The organism is Paenibacillus agri, from assembly GCF_013359945.1.
Classification (GTDB): Bacteria; Bacillota; Bacilli; order Paenibacillales; family Paenibacillaceae; genus Paenibacillus_AQ; species Paenibacillus_AQ agri.
Window position 1 is genome coordinate 218,634 of record NZ_JABWCS010000221.1, and the last position, 23,987, is coordinate 242,620.

Below are 23,987 nucleotides of genomic sequence, written 5' to 3' on the forward strand. Positions count from 1 at the left end.
TTACGTTGAGGAATCGTTGCGAAGGACTTTCGCTCGCTTGCGCTTATGCCTGACCAGGGGTAATCGTTTTTTGTGGGGGTAATTGACAAACTTATGGAACGTTACTATACTAATTATAGTTAATGTGTAACTTCAGTGGTTACAAATATGTATGTGAAGCGAGCAAGCTGAGAAAACTGGGAAGAATACTTATGGAGATGGACTTCGTACCTACCTTTAGGAGGAATTGATATGACTGCTACAGCAATATTGCATCAGGATACCGAAATTGGACTTGTACAGATCAGGGTCAGCAATCTGGAGCGTTCCCTTGCCTTTTATCAGAATGTTGTCGGATTCAAGGTGCTGCGGCAGACAGCGCATGAGGCTGAACTGACGGCTGACGGGGAGACTGTGCTGGTTATTCTGCGGGAGATTGAGAATGCCAAAGTGCTCCGTCGTAATTCGGCAGCAGGATTGTACCATTTTGCCATTCTAGTCCCAGACCGTCCGAGCCTGGGCCTCGTTCTACGCAACCTGATTGCATCCGACATTCATGTAGGACAGGGAGATCATCTGGTCAGTGAGGCACTGTATATTCAGGATCCTGATAACAATGGCATTGAGCTGTACCGGGATCGTCCTCGCGAGACTTGGCAACGGGATCCGCAAGGAAACTATATCATGACCACCGATGCTGTGGATGTGGATGGCCTGCTGGCTGCTTCGGAAGGGCTGACCTGGGAAGGGCTTCCTGCAGGTACGGTCATTGGTCATGTGCACTTTCATGTGGGAAATATGAACGAGGCGCGAAAATTCTATATTGACCTGCTGGGGTTCGAACAGGTGGCTCACTATGGTGATGCGGCATTGTTCATCTCGGCCGGAGGCTACCACCACCATATCGGGCTGAACATTTGGGCCGGAGAAGGTGCGCCGGCAGCGCCGGCGGATGCACCGAACATTGATTATTTCACCTTGTTGCTGCCTAGCGAAGAAGAGCGGGCCGCTGCCCTGGAACGTGTCCGTCAGGCAGGATATGCTGTGGAAGAGCAAGATGGCGTACCGACGATCAAGGACCCATGGAATATCGGGATCAGATTGATCGTGAAGCAATAAGACTGAATAGCTTTGAAAAAAAGGCAGGGCCGGCTAATTCCGGTCCTGCCTTTTTGCTGACCCTGTAATTACTGTTGCTGATCCTGCGTTACTGTTGTCCTTCGGACAATTCAGCAATTCGCCGATTGGCGTCCCCGCGATATATCCCGCCGTGGTAGCAGATCACCGTGTCTATGGGATAGTCGGCCAGCTTGGATAAAGAAGCCACCGCTGTTGCCATGTCAGGGGTAGACGAGCTATCCGGTCCATGAAGCTCACTCTCCCGGACGATCAGTGCATCCCCCGCAATAAGTGCTCGGCTGGCCTGATGGTATAGGCAAAGATGTCCGGGACTGTGCCCGGGTGTATGAATGACAGTGATTCCGCCCGCTAGAGGAAGCTGCTCACCGTCTGCAAGGGTGTCATCCACTTTCCCCTTCGGCGGGTTCTTCAGTACGGATAGAAAGGCCTGCCGCCATTCCGCGGGTACATGGGGCGGGAGCATCGCTTCGGCGGCAGCGAGCGCCTCCGGCGTATGCTTGAGCAGCATTTTTTCACCCTCGATATGGGGCTTCTCTAAGGCGTGCGCTAGAACGGTTGGTGCATTTCCGCGGCTAGTCAGTATGGCGGGCAGACTTCCGATATGATCCAGATCCTGATGGGTAATTAAGATGGTGCCAAGCTTGGACCAGGGAACGCCAGCCATGTCGAAGGCCTCCTGGAAATTCTCCAGCAGACCCGGGTATCCGGTATCGATCAATACCGCAGTGTTCTCGTCATGGAGCAGGACAGGGTAGATAGTATCACTTCCGCCCATAACCTGTGCCGTAATCTCCAGCATGTCTATTCCTTTGGCAATATGCATGGTATCCCTCCGTTTATGGATAAGAGTACTGCCGTGTGGCTAATGCATATCATAGCATTTTGAATATTAATTTCAATATGTAAATATTTAATCATACCACAAATAAATATTTTTGTCAATATATAATAGGTTCGCTCTAAAGCTATAAATGGAAAAGTAACTATACATAGTCGAGAGGTGCCCCGTTAAGTATTTATGGAGACTCTGATCTTAAGAGGGGGAGAGCTTTCACTCTAAAACGGAACTGCTCCGTCCTGCGATTTTGCCAGGAGTTAAGTTTGCGCTATAATAATGGGATTACTTGGAGGAGATGATCAACTTGGAGACTTTACTTGCTGTACTGGTGCTGCTTGGGTTAATTGCAGTATCCAATATTGTGAACCGGTTTATACCGTTCGTACCTATTCCCCTAATACAAATTGGCCTCGGGGTACTTGTTGTATTAATCCCACCGGGGATACATATGGAATTGGAACCTGAATTGTTCTTCGTATTATTCATTGCACCGTTACTGTTCAATGACGGAAGGCGCACGCCGCGGGCCGAACTGTGGAATCTGCGGGCGCCGATATTGATGCTTGCGTTGGGCCTGGTATTTGCAACCGTCCTTGTAGCGGGCTATGCCATCCACTGGATGATCCCGAGCATTCCACTGGCAGCGGCTTTTGCGCTGGCAGCCATTCTGTCGCCTACCGATGCGGTGGCGGTTAGTGCTATTGCCGGGCGTGTTCACCTGCCGAAGAGCATTCACAGGGTGCTTGAAGGGGAGTCGCTGATGAACGATGCTTCTGGTCTGGTTGCGTTCAAATTTGCGATTGCTGCCGCGGTGACCGGTGTCTTTTCCCTGCGTCAAGCGACATTCAGCTTTATTCTGATTGCAGTTGGCGGGCTGGTGGCGGGTGCCGTGCTGGCGTTCCTGCTTATTCGTCTGAGCGTGTTTATTCGTAAACTTGGTATGGAAGATGTAACGGTACATACATTGCTGCAAATTTTGACTCCTTTTATTATTTATCTCGTGAGTGAGGAACTGGGCCTGTCTGGTATCCTTGCGGTTGTTGCGGGTGGTGTCATCCATGCCATTGAGAAAGACCGGGCGGTATCGCCGCAGTATAAGCTTCAGCTCGTGTCGGCCAGTACCTGGTCGGTCCTGCTGTTTATCCTGAACGGGATGGTATTCCTTATTCTCGGGGTGTCCATTCCAGATGTTATCAGCGTAGTCTACCGTGACAGCGCCGTAGATAACTGGATGGTCTTTGGCTATGTACTTGCCATTACTGTGTTGCTCATTGTTTTGCGCTTCCTATGGGTGTATGGATTTACGCTATGGATGCATCGCGGGGAAAAGGCTGAAAAGAGATCTCTCAAAGAGGTGTTGATCACCTCGATTTCAGGAGTGCGCGGGGCGGTTACGCTGGCGGGTGCCTTCTCGATTCCGCTGGTGCTGGGTGATGGCTCGCCGTTCCCCGAACGGAATCTGATGATTTTCCTGGCGGCAGGCTGTATTCTGATGTCGCTGCTGATCGCCAGCATCTTTTTGCCGGCTCTGGCTGGTAAAGGAGAAGAGGGTGCTGGCTCGGAAGAAGGATCGGAGCAGGCTGCGAAGTCAGTGGTCATTGATGCCGGAATGGCAATGATGCGCAGTATGATGGATGGGGATTCGCGGGATTCGGCTCAGCCTGCTTTGAACGAATTTAAAGAGAAAATTCAGAAAATGAGTCTGCCGGGGCAGGATGATGATCCTGCAGCGGAACGAATGCGTCAACTGGGCATGGAGGCACGCATTGTCGGGCTGCATGCTGAGCGCAAGGCGCTGAATACTCTGATAGAGAAGGAAGAGGTTCCGGCGGGTGTAGCGGAGAAAATGACGGAGATGCTGGATTATACGGAAGCCTTCTTCGCCAAGCATTTGAACTCACAGATTCGGCTGTCCTTGTCTGAGGTAGGGCGGATGTTCTCTGGCATGTTCGCAGGGCAGCGTGGTCAAGAGGAAGGCTGGCAGGCTGCCGCCGCGCAATATAAGGAAGTCTCCTGCAAAGCCAAGCTGGTCATGTCGCAGGCTGCTGTTGCAGCGATCCGGGATCACATGAATGAGGAGAACCGTGAAGCCTCCCAGCATGTTATCGACAGATATGAGATGCTGATGGCAAGGCTCAATGGAGACAGTGGATGGACACCGGATGGTGTGATGGATGCCCGGAAGCTGGAAGTGAAGCTGAAAGCCATTCAGGAGCAGCGCGACAAGGTGCAGCAGATGTATCAGGAGGGCGCGATTAACCGGAAGGTTGCGGGCAGACTGCGTCATTTTGTAGACCATTTAGAAGCTTCGATATGGGAGGATTAATGTAAAACACAAAGAGCCGCCGGGACAGCCCGTGCGGCTCTTTGTGTTTGTTGCTGCCTACAGTCCTTGCTTTCTCTTTCGGCGGAACATCTGTCCCAGCACCTCGCTCAGCACAAGACCTGTAGCAATAGCTCCGGAGAGCATTAATACTTGCGTAGCAATTTGCACGGCATCGATGTAATCTTTCTCTACGAATTTGCGCATCGCATCATAAGCCATGCCACCAGGCACCATCGTGATGACCCCTCCGACACTAAAGATAATGACAGGCATCTTGAAGGAGCGGGCAAAAATCTGGCTGACCACGCCGACCACGACAGTCGCGAAGAAGGTGGCAATCACCGTATCCCATTGTTTGTCTAATAATAAGTACACCAGCCAGCCCACCATACCGGACGTTCCGCATTGCAGCAGCGCACGTCGTGGCGCATTGAACAGGATGCAGAAGGTGGCGGCGGCAATAAAGCTGGTAATCAGTTGCAAAATCATGAGTCGCTAACCTCTTTCAAAGGGTGATTATAGCATCGACAGTACAAGTCCGATGCCTGTCCCGATCGCAAACGCAGTCAAAAAGGCGTCCGCACCCTTGGACAGTCCGGAGACCAGATGGCCGGCCATAAGGTCGCGGACTGCATTGGTAATGAGCAGACCCGGAACCAGCGGCATAACAGAGCCGATAATGATCTTGTCCATTTCGCGCCCCACGCCATATTTGACCGAAAAGAAGGTCGATAAACCGATCAGGAAGGCCGCGCCGAATTCCGCGAAGAATTTGACCTGGACGAGCCGGTGCAGGTAGATGACCGCCGCATAACCGAGGCCTGAGACGAATAGTGCAGGGAGCGCGTCCCAGAGGCTGCCCTTGAACATTACAGTGAAGCTGGCGCCTGTCAGTGCCGCGGCAACGATCTGCATCCATATGGGATAGGCATGGGCAGCATTGTCTACTTCCCCAAGCCGCGCCCGCGCTTCCTCTGCCGTGATTTGCCGTTCGCAGAGGCGGCGCGAGATGTCATTGACCTCCGATACCTTCTGCAAATCGGTAGTCCGCTCGGCAATGCGGAACAGCTTGGCCGGTTCTGTCCGGCTGGTCGCGAATACAATCACGGTCGGTGTCACATAACTGTGCGCATTCGGAAATCCCAAAGCATCGGCTATGCGGATCATCGTATCCTCGACACGGTAAGTTTCTGCGCCGCTTTGCAGCATGATTTTGCCAGCTAACAGACAAAGGTCGATAATTTCATGGGTGGAACTGTTGCTGATGATGCCTGTACTTTCCAACTTTCTGTGATCCTCCCCTGGAATGATATATATCCGATTGTCGCCTCATCGCCGGAAAATATCAACCCTAAAAATACGTATTCACGAATTTTAATTTCTGGCATATTTCCAGGGCCTAGGGTTCACTTGTAATGTCCGCCGATTTTGCCTGCCCGGTCCTTGATCAGTCCGGAATCGGTGAAGGAAGCCGCCCGTCCGATAATCGTATCACCATACTTGTTCTTCAGGTTATCGGTGGCCCGCTCCAGCTCCCGGTACCGGGGGCGGGACTCAAACAAGGTCAGCTGGTACTGGTTCTCATCGCTAAGCTCAGACAGACTGAGGTTTACCCGGCGTACAGGCTGGCCGTCCCAATGCCGCCGGAAGAGGGCGACGGCCGCCTCGTATACAAGACTTGTGGCGTTGGTGGGATCACTCATTTTGCTTTGTCTGGAGAAGCCGGTCGGCGCTTCGAAGCTGGCGCCTTGGCAGCCAACGGATACGACGGCGCCATTCACTGCAAGGCGTCGGCAACGCCTGCATACCAGCTCCGCGAGCTCCAAGAGTACAGTCTTGATCTCAGCTAGTGTGTAATAATCGCGGGGCAGTGTCATCTGATGCCCGACACTCTTGGGCGGAGCCTCATAGGTCGCCGGATGGACGGGGCTATCGTCCAGACCACCGGCGATTCGCCAGTACAGCTCTGCGTCAATATCGCAGTTCTTGTGGAATTTCTCACGCATGCGCCATTTCAGCTCGGCCAGGGGCATTTGGGCGAGATGGCCGATCGTCGTGAGGCCCATGCTGTGAAAATGGGCTGACATGCGGCGGCCCACCATGAACAGGTTGCCGATGGGCTGCGGCCAGAGCAGTTCCGGGAGCTGCTCGCGTGCCAGGGTGAAGAGGCCGCCTTTGATTTTTTTTGCCCACAAATCGCAGGCCATCTTGGCCGTGACCTTGGAGTAGCTGATGCCGATCCGCGCATATACGCCGGTTTCTTTGGAGATTTGGTCCTGAATAGCGGCGGCAATCTGCTGCGGACTGCCGAACAGGGAGATGCTGCCTGTAATATCTATAAACTGTTCGTCGATGGAGTAGGGCTCCACGAGGTCGCTGAAGGTGCGCAGAATGCCAGTGATTTGGGCGGAGACATCAATGTAATGCTGCATGCGGGGCCGGACCACGATGAGTTCAGGGCATTTGGCCAGAGCTTCCTTCAGAGTCTCGGCAGTGCTTACACCCTGTTGCTTGGCAAGGGGGCAGGCGGCTAGAATAATACCGCTGCGTCTGGCTGGATCTCCCGCAACGGCGAGGGGTTTGCCGTTGTATTGGGGATTCGCGGCCTTTTCCACCGAGGCATAGAAGCTTTGACAGTCGGACAGCATAATGATGCGTTCTTTATTCATATTCGTCACTCTCCAGGTAAAGGCAATAGAAGCAGATACATAGAGGCGTTATTTTGACGGGGGCGATCGTTGATTGTTATTATAATACGAACATACGATCGTGTATATGCATATTTATTTCCATTCGTTTCAGTCTTGCAGGGTGCAAAGTCCGGTAGCTACTGCGCCGGAGGCGATGGTGAAGAGGGAGTGAACAAAGGTCTCCTTGGAGATCAGCAGGCCGCCAGCGCCAATGATTATAGCATCCGTCACAAAGATGATGACTCCAACGTTCAGTGGCACATAGCGGGTAATAAAGTGGGCAAGCAGATCTGTGCCCCCGGTGCTGGCTTCAAAGTGCAGCATCAGCCCGAGGCCGAGTCCCATCAGGAATCCGCCGATAATCGCGCTTGAGATGGGTCCAAGTTCTATGTAATAGAGGAAGTGGTACTGGAAAGGGGCCACGAGCTCAATGAGCAGGGATGAGCATAACAGGCCAATCAGGCTATTGAGGAAGACATCGCGGTTCTTGAGCCAGGCCAGCAAAAACACAGGCAGGCTGCAGACCACAATGGCGATTCCGATATTGATGCCATACAAATAGTTGATAATGAGAGCTATGCCGATAATTCCGCCATCCAGAACTTTATAAGGGACAAGGAAAAAGTTGGTCCCTGCGGCAATAAGCAAACTTCCCAGCAAAATGATGGCGTATTTGGACCATGACCTCATATTCAACATCTCCACATTTAGGCATGTCTTATGAATATGCTTGTCATTGGTAAAAAATTGCTTCTGAAAGAAGAAAAAGTCTTACCATGAACCTCCCATTACCATGGGGCCGCGTAAGCGAAGGATACCTTCCATAATGGAAAAAGACCCTGCTTGCGCAGGATCAGAGAGAAGGGATTAGACCGGCACGGGTTCCGGGCGTTTAAGCTGGAGCGGGGGCGGGATGAGCCAGCCCTTCTGCTTATTGATCCGTAGGAGTGCGAGTCCCAGGGAGGCCATGGCGGCATGAATCTTCATGAACAGGGCGCCGACATCCTCACGGATAGACATGCCCATAATCTGGCTGCATTCAACGAGGCTCATGGCCACCCCGGCAGACAGCGCAGCGGCAATCTCGGGATCGGAGAAACGGGCCCCGGCAGGAATATCCGCGAGCTTGGTGGAAGGCCGATCCGGCAGCGTAGGGGTAGGGAAGACGCCGCTAGCTTTAAGGAGCTTGTCACATTCCTTGATCTCCCCCTGGGCCTGATCCATCAGATCATCAATAATTTTCTTCAAGTCCTGATCGCCTGCATGATAATGGTAGGCCTGAAGGGCAGATAGCGTCATTTTTGCTTTGGCGGAAAATTGCCACACACCGAATATTTCGCCGTAGTGCATGGGTTCGTCTTTAGGATTACCACTTAGAATGCCCATTGCGTATTGCTCCTTTATAAATAGTTTATGATCGTGTAAATAGCTTGTCCGGCAACAACTGTTTTATTCCTCTATTGCTGCGGGAGGGAATTTAAGGCTTGCAGCAGTGGTTAAATACAGCTATATTATTAATAGTAATTATTACTATTAAATAATCGGTAAGGTCAAGGAGCGAATAGAAGAAGATGGATTTTACATATAAAGTGCTGGAAAGTGATATCGATTTCTTGGCCTCGGCGCTGTCCGAGACGCTTGTAGCAGTGGCTGTCAAAGGCGGAGAAGCAGAGGATATTCTGGAGCTTGGCGGACGGATTTGCGAGTATACCCCCAACTGTGTTCGTATCCGCGGGCTGTCATACAGCCGGGAGCTGTATGAATTTCGTATTCTGACAGGCGGTTGAGGCTGGCAAGAGTCGAGAGCGCAGATCAACAACAACATAATGGACTCCGCCGTCGTCAAGCGGGAGCAATCGTTTGTATAAGAAATCGGGAGAAAAAAGTGCATTGAATAAAGCATCAGCTGTAGGTTACCATTGTCCTTGTCATCATATGAGAATGATAATCAATTACAGTTGAGGTGGAGAAAGATGCTTAGATGGGGTCAAAAGGCTGCATGGACAGCTTTGTTAATGGTAGCAGTACTTGGGGTGACAGCTTGCGGGGCCAATAATACGCCTAAAGAAGCAACTGCAACGAATAATACAGAGAAGACTCAGCCAAGTACTGAGACGGCTGGCAAGACCGAGAACACAACTGAAGACAACGCTGAAGACAATGCAACACGGAAAGTAACCGATGAATTCGGAGAGGTGGAAATTCCGGTTCATCCGAAGCGCGTAGTCGGTCTATATGTTGAAGATTATCTAAAAGTACTGGGCGTCACACCGGTGGTCCAATGGTACCATCCGAACTGGGGCAAGCAGGATTATCTTCAACTGGATGTCCCATTGTTCGATTATAGCGGGAGCTTGGAAGCGCTGCTTAAGTATGATCCTGATCTGATCATCGTGGATGGGGGTGCGGACAAGGCCAAATATGACCAGTATTCCAAGATAGCGCCGACTTATCGGCTGAAAGAGGCCGTTCTGCAGGACTCTGCCGAGACGCTGAAGGCTGTTGCAGATGTGCTGGGCATTCCTGAGAAAGCGGAGACGGGGCTAGCCGAATACAAACAGAAGGAGGAAGACGGAAAGGCTAAGCTGCAACAGGCGGTTGGAAAAGAAACCGTGGCGGTGATCCGGCTGAATGTTGCCGATAAGACACTGGCTTTGTTCGGGATTAAGAACCGGTATACCGGGGTTATTTACAGCGAATTTGGACTTGAGCCTGTTCCTATGGCAGCCAATATGACGGATTATCAAGCGATTATTTCAGAAGAGGTTATTCCCGAGCTAGAAGCGGATCATATTATCGTTTTCCCGGCCAACGGAACCTGGGATGATCCGGAGAATCAGGAAGCCTACAAGATATTGGAAGGTCCGCTGTGGAAAAACATCCCGGCGATCAAAAATGGCAAGGTGTACAAAATGGAGCGTTCCCACTGGCAGTCAGGCGCCATCACAGCTAACTCCATGAAATTGGACGATCTGTTGAAATACATGGTGAAGTAAGGCTGGTTAAGTCAAGAACATGCAGGCAAAATATCAGAAGAAAGCTCTCAATTTCGGTTGAAGAGCTTTCTTTTTTGTTTTACACTGAATTAATGAAAATCATTCTCAATTAAGAAGGGGCGGAAGAACGTCGTGGATCATAGGGAGCCATCAAACAAGGAGGCGTTGTTATACGCTTTGAACCAAATAGAACTGCTAAACAGATCTGCGGATTCCAAAGAGATTCCTAAATTCTTTCAGGAATGGACCCTAGTGGTGGCGGTAGAGGGACAGGGACGGCTGGTTGCAGATGGAACGGGATTTTCTCTAAAGCAAGGTACCGGATTTCTGCTTTCTCCCGGCATGACGGGGGGATTGGAATGCGGGGCACAGGGACTTCGCTATTATCAGATTGGTTTTGAAGTGATTAGGCAAAGCGAGGCGGGATATAGGCGGGTTAGCTTGGCAGAAGCTGGAGAACTGGTGGTGCCTGGACCTGTGGATTGCCAACCGTTCTCTAAGTGTCTTTTGCTGCTGGAGACGCTTCACCAAGACCAGGCCGGCAGCGGGGAGGCTGCCCGTCTTATGGGGCATATTCACTTTATGGAGCTATTGCTGCTGCTCTACCGGCAGAGGACAACGGACAAGCATGAGCATACCGTTCGAAGTGCTGTAGAGCAGTCTATTGAGTATTTAAAACAGCACTATAATGAGGTCTGGACGGTAGACCGTTTGGCAGACATAGCCAAGATCGGGCGTTCCCGCTACACCCGAATGTTCAAGGAGATCACGGGGCAATTCCCCCTGGATCACCTGAATGACCTGCGCATTGATCGTGCACAACAACTATTGTTGATGACGAATGACCGTCTTTACGACATTGCCCAGACGGTGGGCTACAGCAACGAGTATTATTTTAACCGGCGCTTTAAAGGGGCAGTAGGAGTTACGCCAGGACAATACCGCCGCACCCATCAGGACAATATTCGTGTGTTCGCTCCATTTATGGAGGATTACCTGCTGGCGCTTGGCATCATTCCCGTTGCACAGTGTGCACACGCCCAGTGGGGTATGCAAGATTATCTCGGCCTGCACCAGGTTCCGCCGTTCGAGATTTCGTCCGGAAACTGGGAGTCACTCTCCCCGTATGAGCCAGAGCTGATCCTGCTGGATGAAGGGTACCAACGCTGGGGCCTGGAGCAATGCCGGACCGTAGCCCCAATATTCAAGGTGCCGATGATGAGCAGTGAGGACTGGCGCTCCACCCTGATGACCGTGGCCTCGGTGTTCGGAAGAACCGGCCAGGTGGACGAAATCATCAGTAGCTATGAGCACAAAGCCAGGGAAGCCAAACATCTGCTTAACCGTTCCGTTCGCGATCAGACCGTAGCCTTTCTCCGGCTTTCGGCTTGTGGGATTACGCTGTATGGCAGCGAGGATTTGGGCTACACGGCAGGGGTACTACACCATGACTTGGGCCTCCAGCCGCACCCGCTGGTACAGCAGCTAGCCCGGGGCGAGCGACGAATTAACCTCCCGCCAGACTTGTTAGCCCGTCTGGATGCCGACCACCTGTTCATTACCTTCGATAAAGGCGAAGGAGAGGGCAGAGAACTGCTCCAGACGGAGTTATGGCAAAGCCTGCCCGCGGTCCGCAATAACCACGTGTACGAGGTGGATTTTCTCAGCTGGATGAATTATGGGGTGCTGTCGCATAGAAGGAAGATTGATGATGTGCTGCGGGTGTTGGCTTGAGGGGATTTTATGAAAGAAGAGAGTAGCTATGATAGGAAGCTAAACGTGAGTTAAAGCCGGACCCATTGGTCGGGCTTTTTTAGCTTGCAATAGGATCGTATGTTCGTTATCATTCGAAGTAAATACTTGGAATTTATGTATGGGAGATGATGTGGAGTGCAATTAGGATGCACCTATTTAGTCGTTAAGGATATGAACCGGTCTATCGCCTTTTATGAGGCATTGCTGAATATGAAAGCTATATCCAAAAATCTCGAAAGATGGGCGCAATTTCATTGCGGAAATACCATTGCCCTGTGGAATCCGGAGTATGACCAGCGGCTCATCAAGGATAGTGAAGATATATCCGTTCATTTTAATGAAGCATATTTGAAATATAAACAAGATCAAGCTACCCAATATGGTAACAATGTGGTTTTAAACTTCAATGTTCCTGACTTGCAGAGAGAGTATGAGCGAATTCAGTCATTAAATATTGGGACCGTGACCGAAATTCTATATATCAATGTGGTGCAGCCGTATTACTGCTTTATGCTGAATGATCCGGATGGGAATTTGATTGAGATTACAGGGGATTACCCACTCCTGAAAAGAGCAGATCACTCGCGTTCCAATAATGGATAACACATATTGTCATATTAAGGAATAATGTTATAATCTCTTTGACCCATGAAGGAGGGAATACATGAATTTAGCTAATAAAATAACCATCGCAAGAATACTATTAATTCCTATCTTTATTTTGCTCTTCCCTATATATCCTGAATGGTTAGTGAAGAACAATGCTATCATCCATCACATAGATCTCTTTGGAATTTATTATGCTGCAGCAGTATTCTTACTTGCCTCTGTCACTGATAAATTAGACGGGTATATTGCAAGAAAGTATAGTCAGATAACAAACCTAGGAAAGCTGCTGGATCCATTAGCAGATAAACTCCTAATTTCCACAGCGTTAATTTTAATGGTAAGTCAACAATTAATATATACTTGGGTAGCCTTTGCTATTATAGCAAGGGAAATCATAATTACCGGGATTCGAATCGTGGCAGCATCTCAAAAAATCGCGCTACAAGCCGATCGATTCGGAAAAATAAAGATGGTATTTCAAGTTATTGCTATTTCAGCGGTTCTCTTGAATAACCTCCCATTCCGTTACATCACAGAAATTCGTATCGATCAGGTACTTATGTATGCTGCATTAATTCTAACTATATATTCGGGCTATAACTATATAAAGAATAATTATCGAATGCTGAAACTTGAATCTTAATCATCAGCAAAATACTCTAGAAAAACTAAGCTTGACCAAACCTTGTCTAAAGATCAGTTTCCCTCATTTCTCTCTCTGATTTATAACAAAATAAAAGAAAGCCCCCTTATAAATAAGGAGGCTTTCTAATAATTCAATATAGGACGGATGGGGTTCGAACCCATGACCCCTACCCTGTCAAGATAGTGCTCTCCCGCTGAGCTACCGTCCTGCAACGAAATTTAATATACCATAGATTGGACAATAAATGCAATTATTTTTTTAATCTCAAATACATTTGGGGTGATGGATAACTTACTGAGCTACCAAAAAGTCTGCGGATGCTGCAGTAACAACTGCTGAAGCCACGGTTAGCCCAAGATTTTTAAATAACTTGGGTTTCCCACGCTCTGAAGGAACCAATACATCGTATTGGTTCTTTGTGCTGATTCCGGCTTTACCATTGTTCATTCGAATAAAAGAAAGCTGCCCCAAGTCACAACCACAAGATGGTGACTTGGAACAGCCTCAAATAAATTATCTGTTATTTAATCTTGCATATCTAACATTTTCACAATAACTGTTGCCGCTTCGGCCCGGCTTACCGGCTTATCCGGGCGGAATGAACCGTCTGCGTAGCCTTGAATAATTCCTCTGCTTGCAAGAGCCTTCAATGAAACAACCGCCCATGGAGAAATGTTTGCCTTGTCTGTGAAGTTTAATGTTCCTTCATTGCCTGTTGTCATATTTAATGCCCGGGCGATAATTACCGCCATTTGCTCCCGGGTAATCTTAAGCTCTGGCGCAAAGGATGATGCGCTCACGCCTTCAATGATACCTGCTTTAGCAGCTGTTCGAACCATGGCATCAGCCCAATGTCCGTTCATATCCTGGAACGATGGACCATTATCTTCCTTGAGCTTGAGTGCCTTCACGATAAGGGCAGCAAATTCAGCACGCGTCATTTCCCGTTCCGGCTTGAAGCTTCCGTCTGGATACCCGCTGACGATATTCAACTTGCTTAATTTGTCAACCGCTTCTTTTGCCCAATGCTTGGACAAATCATTAAACGTGACAGATCCGGTTGTCGGTACATTGCCCTCGGCTGGCTTTTGCGGCGAAGGGGTTGGCTTCAGCTGCTCAACAGACGGAGTTGGAGTTGCAGTTGGTTGTGGTGTTGCTGCTGGTGTTGGCGTTGGAGCCGGAGATATACCGCCGCCGCTATTATTACCATTGTTGGAAGGAGGAGCGCTGACATCAATGCTGACTACAGCAATATTGGAGTCGGACACACCGTCATTCGCTTGGTAAGTAAATGTATCTGTTCCTGTAAAACCACTGTTCGGCACGTATTTAAATGCTCCATAGGTTGCATCCGTGACCGTTAGCAAACCGTATTTTGGTTGGTCAATGATCCGGTAAACGAGAGCATCCGATTCCATATCACGGGCATTCATGTGCCCATCAACAGCGTTATTCACCGTCGTTTGAAGCTGAACATTGCTTGCCACTGGTGCGCTGTTCGGTTCAATATGAACAAATACATAAGCTTCATTAGTTGTTCTGGTTTCATCGCTGATTTGGAAAGTGAACACGTCTATGCCGCTCTTTCCGGCATCCGGCTTGTACTCAAAAGCTCCGTTGCTTCCCTCTGTCACTGTCACGTGCCCTTTTTCAGGGAGTTTTAACAATTTAACATGTTTGATTTTGTCATGATCTTCCTTGTACACGGCGTCGGAAACGGTAGCAGTTAATGTTTGGCCTTGCCGTACCGAGTATTCAAGATTCGAAGCCTTCCAGTCTCCTGAACCGACTGCAGAATCTCCAATCTGTACAATGACGGCAGCTTCCGCGGATTCATTTTTACCATCTGTTGCGTTATAAATGAAATAATCTGGACCCGTTTGTCCATTGTCCGGTATATATTGGAAAGCACCCGTGGACGGATCAATGAACTGAATCGTTCCTTTGCTTGGCTGTTTCAGTAATTTAAATGTAAGCATATCGCCATCTGCATCATCGGCTTTTAACATCCCGTTCAACGGTTTGCCAGGAGCCGTAGCTAGGCTAATATCGTGTACGACAGGGGGATTATTCTTGATAACCGTTATGCTAACACGGGCAATGTTAGAATACGCTTTGCCGTCATAAGCACGGTAAGTAAATTGGTCAGATCCGTTATAATCGCGGTTAGGAATATAAACGAATTTCCCCGTTTGCTTATCAACCGTTACCAAACCATTCGCTGGTTTATCCATAATTTCATACGATAACGGGTTCATGTCCGTATCAGTAGCGGATAGTATTCCATTGTATTCTTTGTTCTGATTTGTTTCTACGGTCATATCGTTACTGACTGGTATTTCATTCTCATTCATGAGGAACTCCGAATGATCCAATGCATGATCCGTAATGCGGATTTCATTAATCCCGCCATTGAATCCTTTTTCGAACACATTATCGTAAGCATATGCGCCGACGATCCACGGTACATATTTTCCATTTCTCATAGCTGTAGCTAATCCTAGAGGCTCCCCGGATTCACCTTCATCGTTGCGAAGCACTGGAGATCCGTTAATGTACATCTTTGTCGAATGGGTATCGTTAACGATGGCTACGTGAACCCAGTCGAAGAACGTTTCACCCGACCAGTTTGTCTTAAGGCCGTTAAGATTTGTCGGGTAGGCTGCCCATTGCACCTCTTTAAGCGTAGAGATAGACAGTGTTGCAATAGGCTCTTCCTTGTCCCCGTCTGTTTTACCGGCTTCTGCTCCCGTACCTCCGCGTCCCAAGATACCCATCCAGCCGTTCTTCGACGCGTCGAAGTTTTTGGCTATCCGGAAATATGCTTCGATCGTATAACCATTTTGAAAGGTCATTTTATTCAGCATTGCATCGTCACTTGTGCGAAGATAGGATAATTCCTCGGGCTTTTTACCGTAAGAGGAAATCTCAAGACTCCCGTTGCTTTTGGAAAAAGGAGACTTGTCATCGGACCACTTCATATCGATATCCGGAACATCTCTCGTCATAAGGTCAACTCGGTACAGATCATTGCCGTTGCCGGAAATATCCTTAACATTGAAGGAGCCGTCAGCCGGCTTTTCGAATCTCCAGTGGGCTACCTCTCCATTGCCGGCAGATGCATCGCGAATATTAATTGTTGCTGTTCCGACGTTGGAATCAACGAAGCCATCGTTGACTTTAAATGTGAATGTATCTGTACCCGTCATGCCCGCTGCCGGTGTATACAGGAAAGATCCGGTAGCAGCGTCGGTCAGCTTCACAGTACCTTTTGTCGGAGGAGAGACGATTGAATAAGTTAATGCGTCCGCATCCTTATCCGTTGCCTTAAGCTTGGCGCTCAATGTTTTCCCATCGGCTGTGTTATAGAAGACGTCTGTCGCCTGCGGTGCGTTATTTTGTTCATCCCAAATTCCTTTGAACCGGTCTTTAAAGTCCATGTTCACAGTAAACTTGTTGTTGGGATCGGTTAACTCTTCAATGTCATAGGTTGCGTCACGCTGATCCGCAGGTAGATTCATAACCCACGGGGAGAATGTCTTGGCGGAAATTGTGCCGGCATCGAGATTGAACTCTAATGTTCGCATAATTCCGTTACCGCCCATGTAGTATCCCTGGTAATCAATAACCGACATCAGTACATCATGTCCACTATCATTTTTTTTGATCATTTGAGCACTTCCATGATGATGGCCATTGAGCGTCAGAAAGATTTGATCATTACCTTTTATCAATTGATCCCACAAAAATTGGCCGTTATCGGTCATCACGGCTGTTTTTCCATCGCTATCAATATTCAAAAGTTGGTGTGTTACTAAAATGGTTGGGTAATTCGGGTGGTCATGCAGAACTTGATTGGCCCACTTTAGGGTGTCTGAACCAGCTCTCCAGTCAATGAATAGTACGAGGAATGTCTTTCCGGCTCCTTGAAATGTATAGTAAGAGCTGTAGCCTTTAGGTGAGGTGGCGCCAAATCCAGGGTTGCTGCCCATGCGGGAAGCAGGCTTGAAGTATTGATTAAAAAATTGATTATATCTGTCATTATCGTCACGGCTATCGTCATCCAGCCAATCGGCAATATCGTGATTTCCTGTCGTATAGCCATAAGGAATCTTCGCATCATCCAATGTCTTCATTGATTTGTCTGCATTTTTCCACTCATATTCCTGTGTGCTTCGATCGACAATGTCACCCAAATGAGTGGTGAATACGATATTTTCGCTATACTGGAACTTTTTGATCCAGTCTGTCTGGGCATCAAATATTTCTGGTTTATATCTCGAATACATTTGGGTATCAGGCAATACAGCAATTTTGAACGTTCTCTCGGTAGCTGCTTGCGCCTTCTGAACAGTTGATCCCGCTAATGGGGATAATGTGATGGGCAGCAAAATTGCAAGAGAGCATAAAACCATGGATGCTTTTTTTAACAGTGACATCATGATGTCTATTCCCACCTTTTTGGTTTTGTATTCGATTTTGAGTCCTTCAGAGGTATTCATGGAGCTCTCTACATGGTGCTCTCTACATGGTGCGTCACCTCCTTAACGAATGGATTAAACCTGCAGCATCGCTTAGAGAAACAACCGCTCGATCGACCAGAAAGCGCCTATCAATGCTATGATGGTTGAAGCAATGATGACACCTTGCCTTTGATAACGCGTGCGTTGGCTCCAAGTAAGCAAAGGAAGAAGCAGAGCTACTAGCGTAAGCTGTATGACCTCAATGCCGGCATTAAAGCTGACTAAGGAAACAGCCAAGTGAGATTTTGGAATATCCATCTCGCTTAAAATACCTGCGAAACCTAAACCATGAATAAGTCCGAATAAAAAAGTAATGAGTGTCCGGTGCGAGATTTTTTTAAGAAAGAGATTTTCAATCGCAACATAACATATGCTGAGCGCAATTGTGGCTTCCACAAAGCGTGAAGGTACGCTTACGATTCCTGTTACAGCCAGGGTGAGGGTGATACTATGCGCAATGGTGAATGCAGTAATGATTGACGCATATTGTTTCAGGGTCTGTTTTCTAAGCAGCAGTGCTAACAAAAATAAAAGGTGATCATATCCCGTTAGAATATGCTCGGCTCCCAGTAGCAAAAAATCAATCCAACCGCCGGGTAGGGTAGAATGGTGTGACCCCTCCTGAACTTCTCCCAAGACGGCTTGCCAATGTCTTTCGCTCCCTTTCAGTACAGTTTCAGTAACGGAATCTCCCTCTTTAAAAACAAGAAGATTCGTATAGTTAGAGCTATTCCCCATATACATGGCATCGTCCAGGCTTATGGTTTGTCCGTTCTTGGCGTTCGGAAAGTTATAAACGACTCGTACCAAAGTCAGTCCTAACTCCCGTTTATCTTCGAGCTCCATTGATTTTAATTGCCCTGCCTGTGCAACATTGTCGATTTTTACAGAGAGCATTTTTCGTATCCATTTGTCGATTGTTTCATGTGATTCCTGCAGTTTCTTTTTATCGATCAACCCCACATTTGTGGATTCGGTAACGGATAAAAGATCTATGGAATATACAAACTCAACACTATTTCCGGTATTCGTTACGGTACTGTAACTCACACTTAACGGGTGAGCTGACACGGAAAACGGAGGTACAATGCATAAGGATAGTAAAAATAACAAACAACCGATTGTAATGCCCTTAAAAAATCGTTTCATTGATTTCCCATCGCCCCTCTGAGTTGTCCAATCTACAAATAGAGATTAATCGGCTAATGTGAATTTTGTTCTATATGATTTAAAAAATAATGTAAACGAAGCCGGATGGATGTAATACTTATGAAAAAAGAATTGTTTACGACATCGTGGTCAAAGGAGATGGAGAGGATTATTTAGAAAAGATGGCATGCGTGGAGGAGATATGCCTACTGAGATTTCAACGAATTTAAGAGGGGTTTTAAAAATGCAGATTTATTTTGAGGCTGCAGAGGCAAATTATAATAAGCAAATAGATTTAGTAGTAGCAGATGCTAAGTTGTTTTGAAAAATAATTAATAATTTCTTATATAAAAATCGAAAGAAGGCTGGCCCCTATTCATGGTTTAATAGGGTCAGCCTTCTTGTATTTACGAACTATTAAAATTAGCTCAGTATTTTACTTCATCTTCATACCGATCACTAGGGAAATCACCGTTAACACTCTTCAGATATCCTGCGATGGTGAAGGAAGCGATGAGTCCGCCGATAACCCCCATGATGACTATGAAGAGGGAGAAGCCGTAGATACCGCCCAGCGCAAGAACAGATAATACGGTGATGATTAAGCTACCCCATTTCATAGGACACTCTCCTTTAGGTTTTTTTTATAATTATAGTATTAAAATGGAAATCAGACAATCGTTTAGCTCTCATAACAACTTACCTTTTCGTAAGAAATCGCCGCGTTTAGGATGTAATGAAACTCTTTCACCATTTGCCCCGTATTACCCGGTACGAATATACCCTTTTTATATAGAAGGAATTTTTCTAATAGGTATGGTAAAATACGTAAATCTAATAACAAAACAATGAAGGAGCTCGAGACTGTTGCCGCAAAATGTACCGAACAAAAAAACTTCCACTCCGCTGAAATGGCTGGGCGGTGGGGCAGCAATGCTCCTGTTGAAGGGAAAGGCGATTCTATCGCTGTTGAAAATTGGCAAGATCGCAGGTCCGTTAATTTCGATGATGGTGTCCATTTGGGCGTATGCGTTCATTTACCCGTGGAGCTTCTCGATTGGTATCGTCCTGCTATTACTAGTCCATGAGCTGGGTCACGTATTCGCAGCTAAGCGGATGGGGCTCCCCGTCAGCGCACCGCTATTTATTCCGTTTATGGGCGCTCTGATTGCGTTGAAACGGCAGCCGCTGGATGCCAAGAGCGAAGCGTACATTGCCTTCGGTGGTCCTATACTGGGCAGTATAGGGGCGACAGCCGTGTTTGGGGCCGCGTATTACTTGGACAGCCCTTTGCTGTACTCCTTGGCTTACGTGGGATTTTTGCTGAATCTGATTAATTTGCTGCCGATTCATCCGCTGGATGGCGGGCGAATTGTCACGGCGGTTACACGCTGGTTATGGCTGGTTGGACTTGTGGGTGGATTGGCGGTCATTATTTATCTGAAATCCATTTTGTTTTTGATTATTTGGGGTTTGTTCGCCTACGATTTGTATACCAAATACGTTAAACGGCGCAAGCAGAGCAAGAGACAGTTCGTAACGCGTAGCTTTATGATTCCTGTGGAGCGTCTTATCCAGGAAGGGTATATGATCCCGGGGCCAGAGCATAAGCGGGAGCTGCCTTTTACAACGTATAGCGATTTGAGCCACCAGCAATATATCGGGGTGAAGTGGGATAGTCTGGATTATTATGGTACAGCTATGCTGCCGCAGCAGGTTATCCTGGAGAAGGTGAAGGTCACTCAGCTGGAGCGGGTCGAACTGGAGAATGGACTGCATCTGAAGGTGAGCTGTGAGATTGAGTGTACTCCTTTTGAAAATGATAAATATTATGAGGTTCCTGCCCCAACTCGTTGGAAGTACGGAATAGCTTATTTTGCGCTGGCGGGCTTCCTGGGCGGCATGATGTATATGGTACACCTGGTGGGGAATGTGAATATTTAATGGAGCGGTAAGGGAAGTCCAAGGGTTTGAAAATCTCCAGAGTGGTTAATAGATTATATTCGACAATGATTAATGTCTGGAGATGATTTTTGTTGAAAAAGACATGGGGTATCGCTTCCGCAGTTGTCGGCATGCTCGCTACAGGTTCGGCAGGCGTATATGCTGGCAGCAATCTGCAGCAGATTAAAGCCTTCCTTAATTATGGAATCGCCATTCAGGTCAATGGGACTGCTTATGCACCAGTAGATGGCAGCGGCAAGAAGCTCACGCCAATTACGTATGACGGTTTAACCTATCTGCCAACGCGTGCTATTGCTGGAGCGCTTGGGGTTCCCGTGTCTTATGATGCAGTAGCCAACAAGGTAATCATCGGCAGTGACTCGGGGAGTACAGGTGGTTCACCGACAAGCAGTGTCAAGAAATCGAAGAATCTGCCTGCAGATTTTCCGGTAGCCGGGGATGCCATCATTACGGATTTGACCGACAGTGTGGTGGACGGGAAGAAAAAGGCTGTGCTGGTTTATTTGACGAAGGACAGTATTGAGACTATGGGGAAAAAGTATACCGATTATGTCGATGGCAAGAACATCACTCAAGCCTCGAAGGTTATAGACAAAAGTTCGATGGTGATTACCGGTAAGCTGGGCGGGAAAAGCCCGGTATCTATCATCGGGGGATTATCTGCATCCAAAGCAGGATACACTGAAATCACGATTACATGGTCAGAAGGATAGACGAAATCCACCTGCAGATATACTTATATACATAAGAATTGCAATATGAGCTGAACCCCATTTTCCGATTCCAAGCGGAGAGTGGGGTTTTGTTTTAGGCTGGATCATAACGGTGATTTGTCTTTGTTTTTCCCTATCGAGAAGTTATAGCGCGTTCTACTGATATCGCATACTTGAACCTGTTGATCAATTCTATAGAGCGGGCTGTACTAAGGATCCAGAGGTGCAATTAACGGCATTTTTGTACCTTAAATACTCTGCAGCTAAGGATTAATGGGAATTAAGTGCAATATTGTATGTTAAATTCGCAGTAATCCCCCTTTTGGCGCGATTTTTAGAAAATAAGATACAATAATGTCCTTATTATCCTTTTTATCTATTATTGAAGAAATATAAGGTACGAAAATGCTCTTAGTTGGGAAAGTGGACCATTTTCACTGTTAAGAAGATGGGTGCAGGAGATTAGGTACAACAGCAACCGGAAGTCTAAACATGCACAGTAGTGTAGGAGTGACGACCAACCCTTGAGTGAGAATCTTAAGAGCGTCTTATATGGTCTTCTGTTTGGATGTTAATGTCACTTAATAAGGCCTTGTTATAAAAACCTCTGAATCGTCAAAACTGTAGAGAAAGAGCTACAGAGAGGGCGAAAGGAGAATACCAATGAACACACGATCTTATCGATGTAGGGGATTGTCAGCATGGTGCTTGGGTCTATGCGCTGCTGCGTTAATCGGATTAACCGGGTGCAGTACGGATACGCCGGCTTCGAGATACCAAGAGGTCAACAAGCTATCTACTCTGGATGGAGAGCTGGAGCACTCCCCGGAACCTTCGCCGGTGCTGATAGATGTCTACGACCGCTCGATCCCGCAGGAGGTTTATTCGGGCGATTAACCTATATCGCGTTGCTATTGCTGCCAGCTAGGGCCTGAACTATACAGAAAAACGAATATTCTGTATAATAGACCGACTATTGTCTTTTACATAGAGAGGAGTTTTAAGGTCATGGCGGCAGAAATCGTACGTGTAACGAATGAGGAACAGCTCCGGCAGGGGTTTGATATTCGCAAGAAAGTGTTCGTGGAAGAACAGAAGGTACCGGAGGAAGAAGAGATCGATGAGTATGATGTGATCAGTCCGGATGTGCACCATATCCTATTGATCGATGACGGGATTCCGGTGGCGACAGGCCGATTGATCTATTATAAAGCAGCCACGGCCAAAATGCAGCGGATCGCTGTGATGAAAGATTACCGCTCCAAGGGGTATGGACGGGTGCTTCTCTTGGCGCTGGAAGAGCTTGCGCGTGAGCTGGGACTAGAATACTCCATTCTGGACGGACAATGCCAGGCGGAGAATTTCTATCGCAAGCTGGGATATGAAGTCATCTCGACAGAGCCGTTCTATGATGCAGGGATTCTGCATGTGCGGATGCAAAAAACGCTCTAGTCGCGGCCTAGTCAAGCGCATATTTCAATGATGCTGCGGACATGCTAAAGGTTGCCTGATGATGGCAAATCCATGTCCAAGGAGTTGATCTTGCGTGACGATCAGCGATGAACGCGAACGTTTTATAGCGACCCAGAAGAATGGGGATGGGGATCTGACGAGCTTTCAGACCTCTTCCGGGCGGGTGCTTGATTACGAGCAGGCCCTGCAGGAAGTACAGGCTGGCAAAATTGCCGGAGTCAATGTGTTCAAAGGCAAGGATGGTGCACTGCATATCCGCGGAGATGCGGACGGTGACCCGACCAACAATCTGGATCAGCTTCCGTTATTTTAGCGGTGATATCGATGGCCGGACAGGCGTCTTCTCGAAAGACGTTACTGTTCGGCCTTTTTATATACATAGGACTATGACTTATAGGGTGTACATCACATGCTGCTCCAGAAACTCCATCTCTCTGGTATGTCCTACATAATCCGGCTTTTCATCGCCATAGTGCATAAGGTAGATCAACTTCCGGACATCTTCCGGTAAAGATAGTAATTCTTCCAGCGTTGTATGAACATGTCCAGTTCCGGTGAGCTGACAGTCGTGCAGAATCCGGCGGATGCCCTGTTCCCGCACCAGATCGATCAGCAGATCGGGTTGAAATATGATATCTGCACTATAGAAAATATCGCCATTCACAATCAGGGAATAGCTGTCTTTGCCCGGTACATGTGGGGTTTGTAGCAACTCCAGCACAAGATCTTCGGACAGACGGTGGGGGACACCGGGAGATAGCGGTCTAACCTCGAAGATATCCTCCAATGAGGACACAACACCTTGCTGATACATACCGCCCATCAGCGTATGGTCCCACAAGGGCTCCACCAGAGCTTCCGGTAAAAGCAGGGTCATCTTGCGATTATATTTATGCTTAAGTGTAAGGGCCTGTTCTTCCAGTCCTCCGACATGGTCGGCGTGGATATGGGTAATCAGGGTGGCGTTGACATCCCGGAAGGATCTGTTCAGCTCGTGCATTGCCAGCGGGGCCGTAACGCCGCAGTCAATCATTAAGGTATAATTCTTGTCCAGGAGAAGCCCGTTGTTGTTGAAATAATTTTTGGCTAAGGCGTTGCCGGTACCAAGCATCTGCAGGCTTATACTCATCGGAAGAACCTCCAATAGTAGGGGATAGACATACTATATCATGGGTTTGTTTGCGT

23 protein-coding genes and 1 tRNA gene are annotated in these 23,987 nt (G+C 47.9%); 13 read left to right on the plus strand and 11 right to left on the minus strand.

Features of this window, described 5'->3' with window-relative positions; translation table 11 throughout:
* Positions 1 to 231 precede the first annotated feature (231 nt).
* The gene (locus tag HPT30_RS27715) at positions 232 to 1,098 is read left to right on the plus strand and encodes a VOC family protein (protein WP_175374496.1); all 867 of its coding nucleotides are present in this window, start codon (positions 232 to 234) and stop codon (positions 1,096 to 1,098) included.
* A gap of 88 nt (positions 1,099 to 1,186) precedes the next feature.
* Here HPT30_RS27715 and HPT30_RS27720 read toward each other — a convergent pair whose 3' ends face one another.
* Positions 1,187 to 1,942: an MBL fold metallo-hydrolase gene (locus HPT30_RS27720; RefSeq protein WP_175374497.1), complete on the minus strand. Its 756-nt coding sequence runs from the start codon at positions 1,940 to 1,942 to the stop codon at positions 1,187 to 1,189.
* A gap of 310 nt (positions 1,943 to 2,252) precedes the next feature.
* Here HPT30_RS27720 and HPT30_RS27725 point away from each other — a divergent pair, with 310 nt between their 5' ends.
* The gene (locus HPT30_RS27725; RefSeq protein ID WP_446685664.1) at positions 2,253 to 4,283 is read left to right on the plus strand and encodes a Na+/H+ antiporter; all 2,031 of its coding nucleotides are present in this window, start codon (positions 2,253 to 2,255) and stop codon (positions 4,281 to 4,283) included.
* 57 nt (positions 4,284 to 4,340) lie between these two features.
* Here the strand turns inward: HPT30_RS27725 and HPT30_RS27730 are convergent, their stop codons facing one another.
* The 5 genes from HPT30_RS27730 to HPT30_RS27750 form a co-directional block, all read right to left on the minus strand.
* On the minus strand, positions 4,341 to 4,772 hold the full coding sequence (locus tag HPT30_RS27730; RefSeq protein WP_175374499.1) for a threonine/serine exporter family protein: 432 nt from the start codon (positions 4,770 to 4,772) through the stop codon (positions 4,341 to 4,343).
* 27 nt (positions 4,773 to 4,799) lie between these two features.
* Positions 4,800 to 5,567 carry a threonine/serine exporter family protein gene (locus tag HPT30_RS27735; RefSeq protein ID WP_175374500.1) on the minus strand — a complete coding sequence of 256 codons (768 nt, stop codon included), beginning with the start codon at positions 5,565 to 5,567 and terminating at the stop codon, positions 4,800 to 4,802.
* 122 nt (positions 5,568 to 5,689) lie between these two features.
* Positions 5,690 to 6,952, minus strand: coding sequence for a DNA polymerase IV (locus HPT30_RS27740; protein ID WP_175374501.1), 1,263 nt, complete (start codon positions 6,950 to 6,952; stop codon positions 5,690 to 5,692).
* Between the two features lie 129 nt (positions 6,953 to 7,081).
* Positions 7,082 to 7,663 carry a YitT family protein gene (locus HPT30_RS27745; protein WP_175374502.1) on the minus strand — a complete coding sequence of 194 codons (582 nt, stop codon included), beginning with the start codon at positions 7,661 to 7,663 and terminating at the stop codon, positions 7,082 to 7,084.
* 177 nt (positions 7,664 to 7,840) lie between these two features.
* Positions 7,841 to 8,359 (minus strand): DUF3231 family protein, encoded by a 519-nt coding sequence (locus HPT30_RS27750; protein ID WP_175374503.1) that lies wholly within the window; start codon positions 8,357 to 8,359, stop codon positions 7,841 to 7,843.
* A 185-nt stretch (positions 8,360 to 8,544) separates the two neighbouring features.
* Here HPT30_RS27750 and HPT30_RS27755 point away from each other — a divergent pair, with 185 nt between their 5' ends.
* The 5 genes from HPT30_RS27755 (at position 8,545) to pgsA (ending at position 12,976) form a co-directional block, all read left to right on the plus strand.
* A complete protein-coding gene (locus HPT30_RS27755) occupies positions 8,545 to 8,760 on the plus strand; it encodes a hypothetical protein (protein ID WP_175374504.1) in 216 nt (71 codons plus the stop codon).
* Between the two features lie 186 nt (positions 8,761 to 8,946).
* Positions 8,947 to 9,969, plus strand: a complete 1,023-nt coding sequence (locus HPT30_RS27760) for an ABC transporter substrate-binding protein (RefSeq protein WP_175374505.1) — start codon at positions 8,947 to 8,949, stop codon at positions 9,967 to 9,969.
* A 177-nt stretch (positions 9,970 to 10,146) separates the two neighbouring features.
* On the plus strand, positions 10,147 to 11,703 hold the full coding sequence (locus tag HPT30_RS27765) for a helix-turn-helix domain-containing protein (protein WP_246317491.1): 1,557 nt from the start codon (positions 10,147 to 10,149) through the stop codon (positions 11,701 to 11,703).
* Between the two features lie 156 nt (positions 11,704 to 11,859).
* A complete protein-coding gene (locus HPT30_RS27770; RefSeq protein WP_175374507.1) occupies positions 11,860 to 12,327 on the plus strand; it encodes a VOC family protein in 468 nt (155 codons plus the stop codon).
* Between the two features lie 61 nt (positions 12,328 to 12,388).
* Positions 12,389 to 12,976, plus strand: coding sequence for a CDP-diacylglycerol--glycerol-3-phosphate 3-phosphatidyltransferase (gene pgsA / locus HPT30_RS27775; RefSeq protein WP_175374508.1), 588 nt, complete (start codon positions 12,389 to 12,391; stop codon positions 12,974 to 12,976).
* A gap of 139 nt (positions 12,977 to 13,115) precedes the next feature.
* On the opposite strand, the gene HPT30_RS27780 is transcribed toward pgsA, so the two are convergent.
* The 3 genes from HPT30_RS27780 to HPT30_RS27790 form a co-directional block, all read right to left on the minus strand.
* A tRNA-Val gene (locus tag HPT30_RS27780) sits at positions 13,116 to 13,187 on the minus strand.
* Positions 13,188 to 13,503: 316 nt separating this feature from the next.
* The gene (locus HPT30_RS27785; protein ID WP_175374509.1) at positions 13,504 to 17,421 is read right to left on the minus strand and encodes an Ig-like domain-containing protein; all 3,918 of its coding nucleotides are present in this window, start codon (positions 17,419 to 17,421) and stop codon (positions 13,504 to 13,506) included.
* Positions 17,422 to 17,553: 132 nt separating this feature from the next.
* Entirely contained in the window at positions 17,554 to 18,651 is a 1,098-nt protein-coding gene (locus HPT30_RS27790) for a HupE/UreJ family protein (RefSeq protein ID WP_175374510.1), read from the minus strand.
* 202 nt (positions 18,652 to 18,853) lie between these two features.
* Between HPT30_RS27790 and HPT30_RS30525 the strand changes: the two genes are divergently transcribed.
* Positions 18,854 to 18,976 carry a hypothetical protein gene (locus HPT30_RS30525; protein WP_281364546.1) on the plus strand — a complete coding sequence of 41 codons (123 nt, stop codon included), beginning with the start codon at positions 18,854 to 18,856 and terminating at the stop codon, positions 18,974 to 18,976.
* A 103-nt stretch (positions 18,977 to 19,079) separates the two neighbouring features.
* Here the strand turns inward: HPT30_RS30525 and HPT30_RS27795 are convergent, their stop codons facing one another.
* On the minus strand, positions 19,080 to 19,271 hold the full coding sequence (locus tag HPT30_RS27795) for a hypothetical protein (RefSeq protein WP_175374511.1): 192 nt from the start codon (positions 19,269 to 19,271) through the stop codon (positions 19,080 to 19,082).
* Between the two features lie 247 nt (positions 19,272 to 19,518).
* On the opposite strand from HPT30_RS27795, the gene HPT30_RS27800 reads away from it, so the two are divergent.
* The 5 genes from HPT30_RS27800 (at position 19,519) to HPT30_RS27820 (ending at position 23,115) form a co-directional block, all read left to right on the plus strand.
* Entirely contained in the window at positions 19,519 to 20,595 is a 1,077-nt protein-coding gene (locus HPT30_RS27800) for a site-2 protease family protein (RefSeq protein WP_376767070.1), read from the plus strand.
* A gap of 92 nt (positions 20,596 to 20,687) precedes the next feature.
* Positions 20,688 to 21,329: a stalk domain-containing protein gene (locus HPT30_RS27805; RefSeq protein WP_246317492.1), complete on the plus strand. Its 642-nt coding sequence runs from the start codon at positions 20,688 to 20,690 to the stop codon at positions 21,327 to 21,329.
* Positions 21,330 to 21,992: 663 nt separating this feature from the next.
* Complete coding sequence (locus HPT30_RS27810) at positions 21,993 to 22,226, plus strand: hypothetical protein (protein ID WP_175374512.1); 234 nt, start codon at positions 21,993 to 21,995, stop codon at positions 22,224 to 22,226.
* Between the two features lie 111 nt (positions 22,227 to 22,337).
* Positions 22,338 to 22,781, plus strand: coding sequence for a GNAT family N-acetyltransferase (locus HPT30_RS27815; protein WP_175374513.1), 444 nt, complete (start codon positions 22,338 to 22,340; stop codon positions 22,779 to 22,781).
* Between the two features lie 100 nt (positions 22,782 to 22,881).
* Positions 22,882 to 23,115, plus strand: coding sequence for a DUF3892 domain-containing protein (locus tag HPT30_RS27820; RefSeq protein WP_175374823.1), 234 nt, complete (start codon positions 22,882 to 22,884; stop codon positions 23,113 to 23,115).
* A 78-nt stretch (positions 23,116 to 23,193) separates the two neighbouring features.
* On the opposite strand, the gene HPT30_RS27825 is transcribed toward HPT30_RS27820, so the two are convergent.
* Positions 23,194 to 23,931, minus strand: a complete 738-nt coding sequence (locus HPT30_RS27825) for an MBL fold metallo-hydrolase (protein ID WP_175374514.1) — start codon at positions 23,929 to 23,931, stop codon at positions 23,194 to 23,196.
* Between the last annotated feature and the right edge of the window lie 56 nt (positions 23,932 to 23,987).

What these genes read in the sequence shown, in the direction of transcription:
- HPT30_RS27720 (WP_175374497.1), bottom strand. Translation starts at nt 1,942, where the DNA reads ATGCATATTGCCAAAGGAATAGACATGCTGGAGATTACGGCACAGGTT.
- HPT30_RS27755 (WP_175374504.1), top strand. Translation starts at nt 8,545, where the DNA reads ATGGATTTTACATATAAAGTGCTGGAAAGTGATATCGATTTCTTGGCC.
- HPT30_RS27750 (WP_175374503.1), bottom strand. Translation starts at nt 8,359, where the DNA reads ATGGGCATTCTAAGTGGTAATCCTAAAGACGAACCCATGCACTACGGC.
- HPT30_RS27810 (WP_175374512.1), top strand. Translation starts at nt 21,993, where the DNA reads ATGAACACACGATCTTATCGATGTAGGGGATTGTCAGCATGGTGCTTG.
- pgsA (WP_175374508.1), top strand. Translation starts at nt 12,389, where the DNA reads ATGAATTTAGCTAATAAAATAACCATCGCAAGAATACTATTAATTCCT.
- HPT30_RS27715 (WP_175374496.1), top strand. Translation starts at nt 232, where the DNA reads ATGACTGCTACAGCAATATTGCATCAGGATACCGAAATTGGACTTGTA.
- HPT30_RS27725 (WP_446685664.1), top strand. Translation starts at nt 2,253, where the DNA reads ATGATCAACTTGGAGACTTTACTTGCTGTACTGGTGCTGCTTGGGTTA.
- HPT30_RS27745 (WP_175374502.1), bottom strand. Translation starts at nt 7,663, where the DNA reads ATGAGGTCATGGTCCAAATACGCCATCATTTTGCTGGGAAGTTTGCTT.
- HPT30_RS30525 (WP_281364546.1), top strand. Translation starts at nt 18,854, where the DNA reads ATGCCTACTGAGATTTCAACGAATTTAAGAGGGGTTTTAAAAATGCAG.
- HPT30_RS27790 (WP_175374510.1), bottom strand. Translation starts at nt 18,651, where the DNA reads ATGAAACGATTTTTTAAGGGCATTACAATCGGTTGTTTGTTATTTTTA.
- HPT30_RS27815 (WP_175374513.1), top strand. Translation starts at nt 22,338, where the DNA reads ATGGCGGCAGAAATCGTACGTGTAACGAATGAGGAACAGCTCCGGCAG.
- HPT30_RS27760 (WP_175374505.1), top strand. Translation starts at nt 8,947, where the DNA reads ATGCTTAGATGGGGTCAAAAGGCTGCATGGACAGCTTTGTTAATGGTA.
- HPT30_RS27825 (WP_175374514.1), bottom strand. Translation starts at nt 23,931, where the DNA reads ATGAGTATAAGCCTGCAGATGCTTGGTACCGGCAACGCCTTAGCCAAA.
- HPT30_RS27785 (WP_175374509.1), bottom strand. Translation starts at nt 17,421, where the DNA reads ATGATGTCACTGTTAAAAAAAGCATCCATGGTTTTATGCTCTCTTGCA.
- HPT30_RS27740 (WP_175374501.1), bottom strand. Translation starts at nt 6,952, where the DNA reads ATGAATAAAGAACGCATCATTATGCTGTCCGACTGTCAAAGCTTCTAT.
- HPT30_RS27795 (WP_175374511.1), bottom strand. Translation starts at nt 19,271, where the DNA reads ATGAAATGGGGTAGCTTAATCATCACCGTATTATCTGTTCTTGCGCTG.
- HPT30_RS27730 (WP_175374499.1), bottom strand. Translation starts at nt 4,772, where the DNA reads ATGATTTTGCAACTGATTACCAGCTTTATTGCCGCCGCCACCTTCTGC.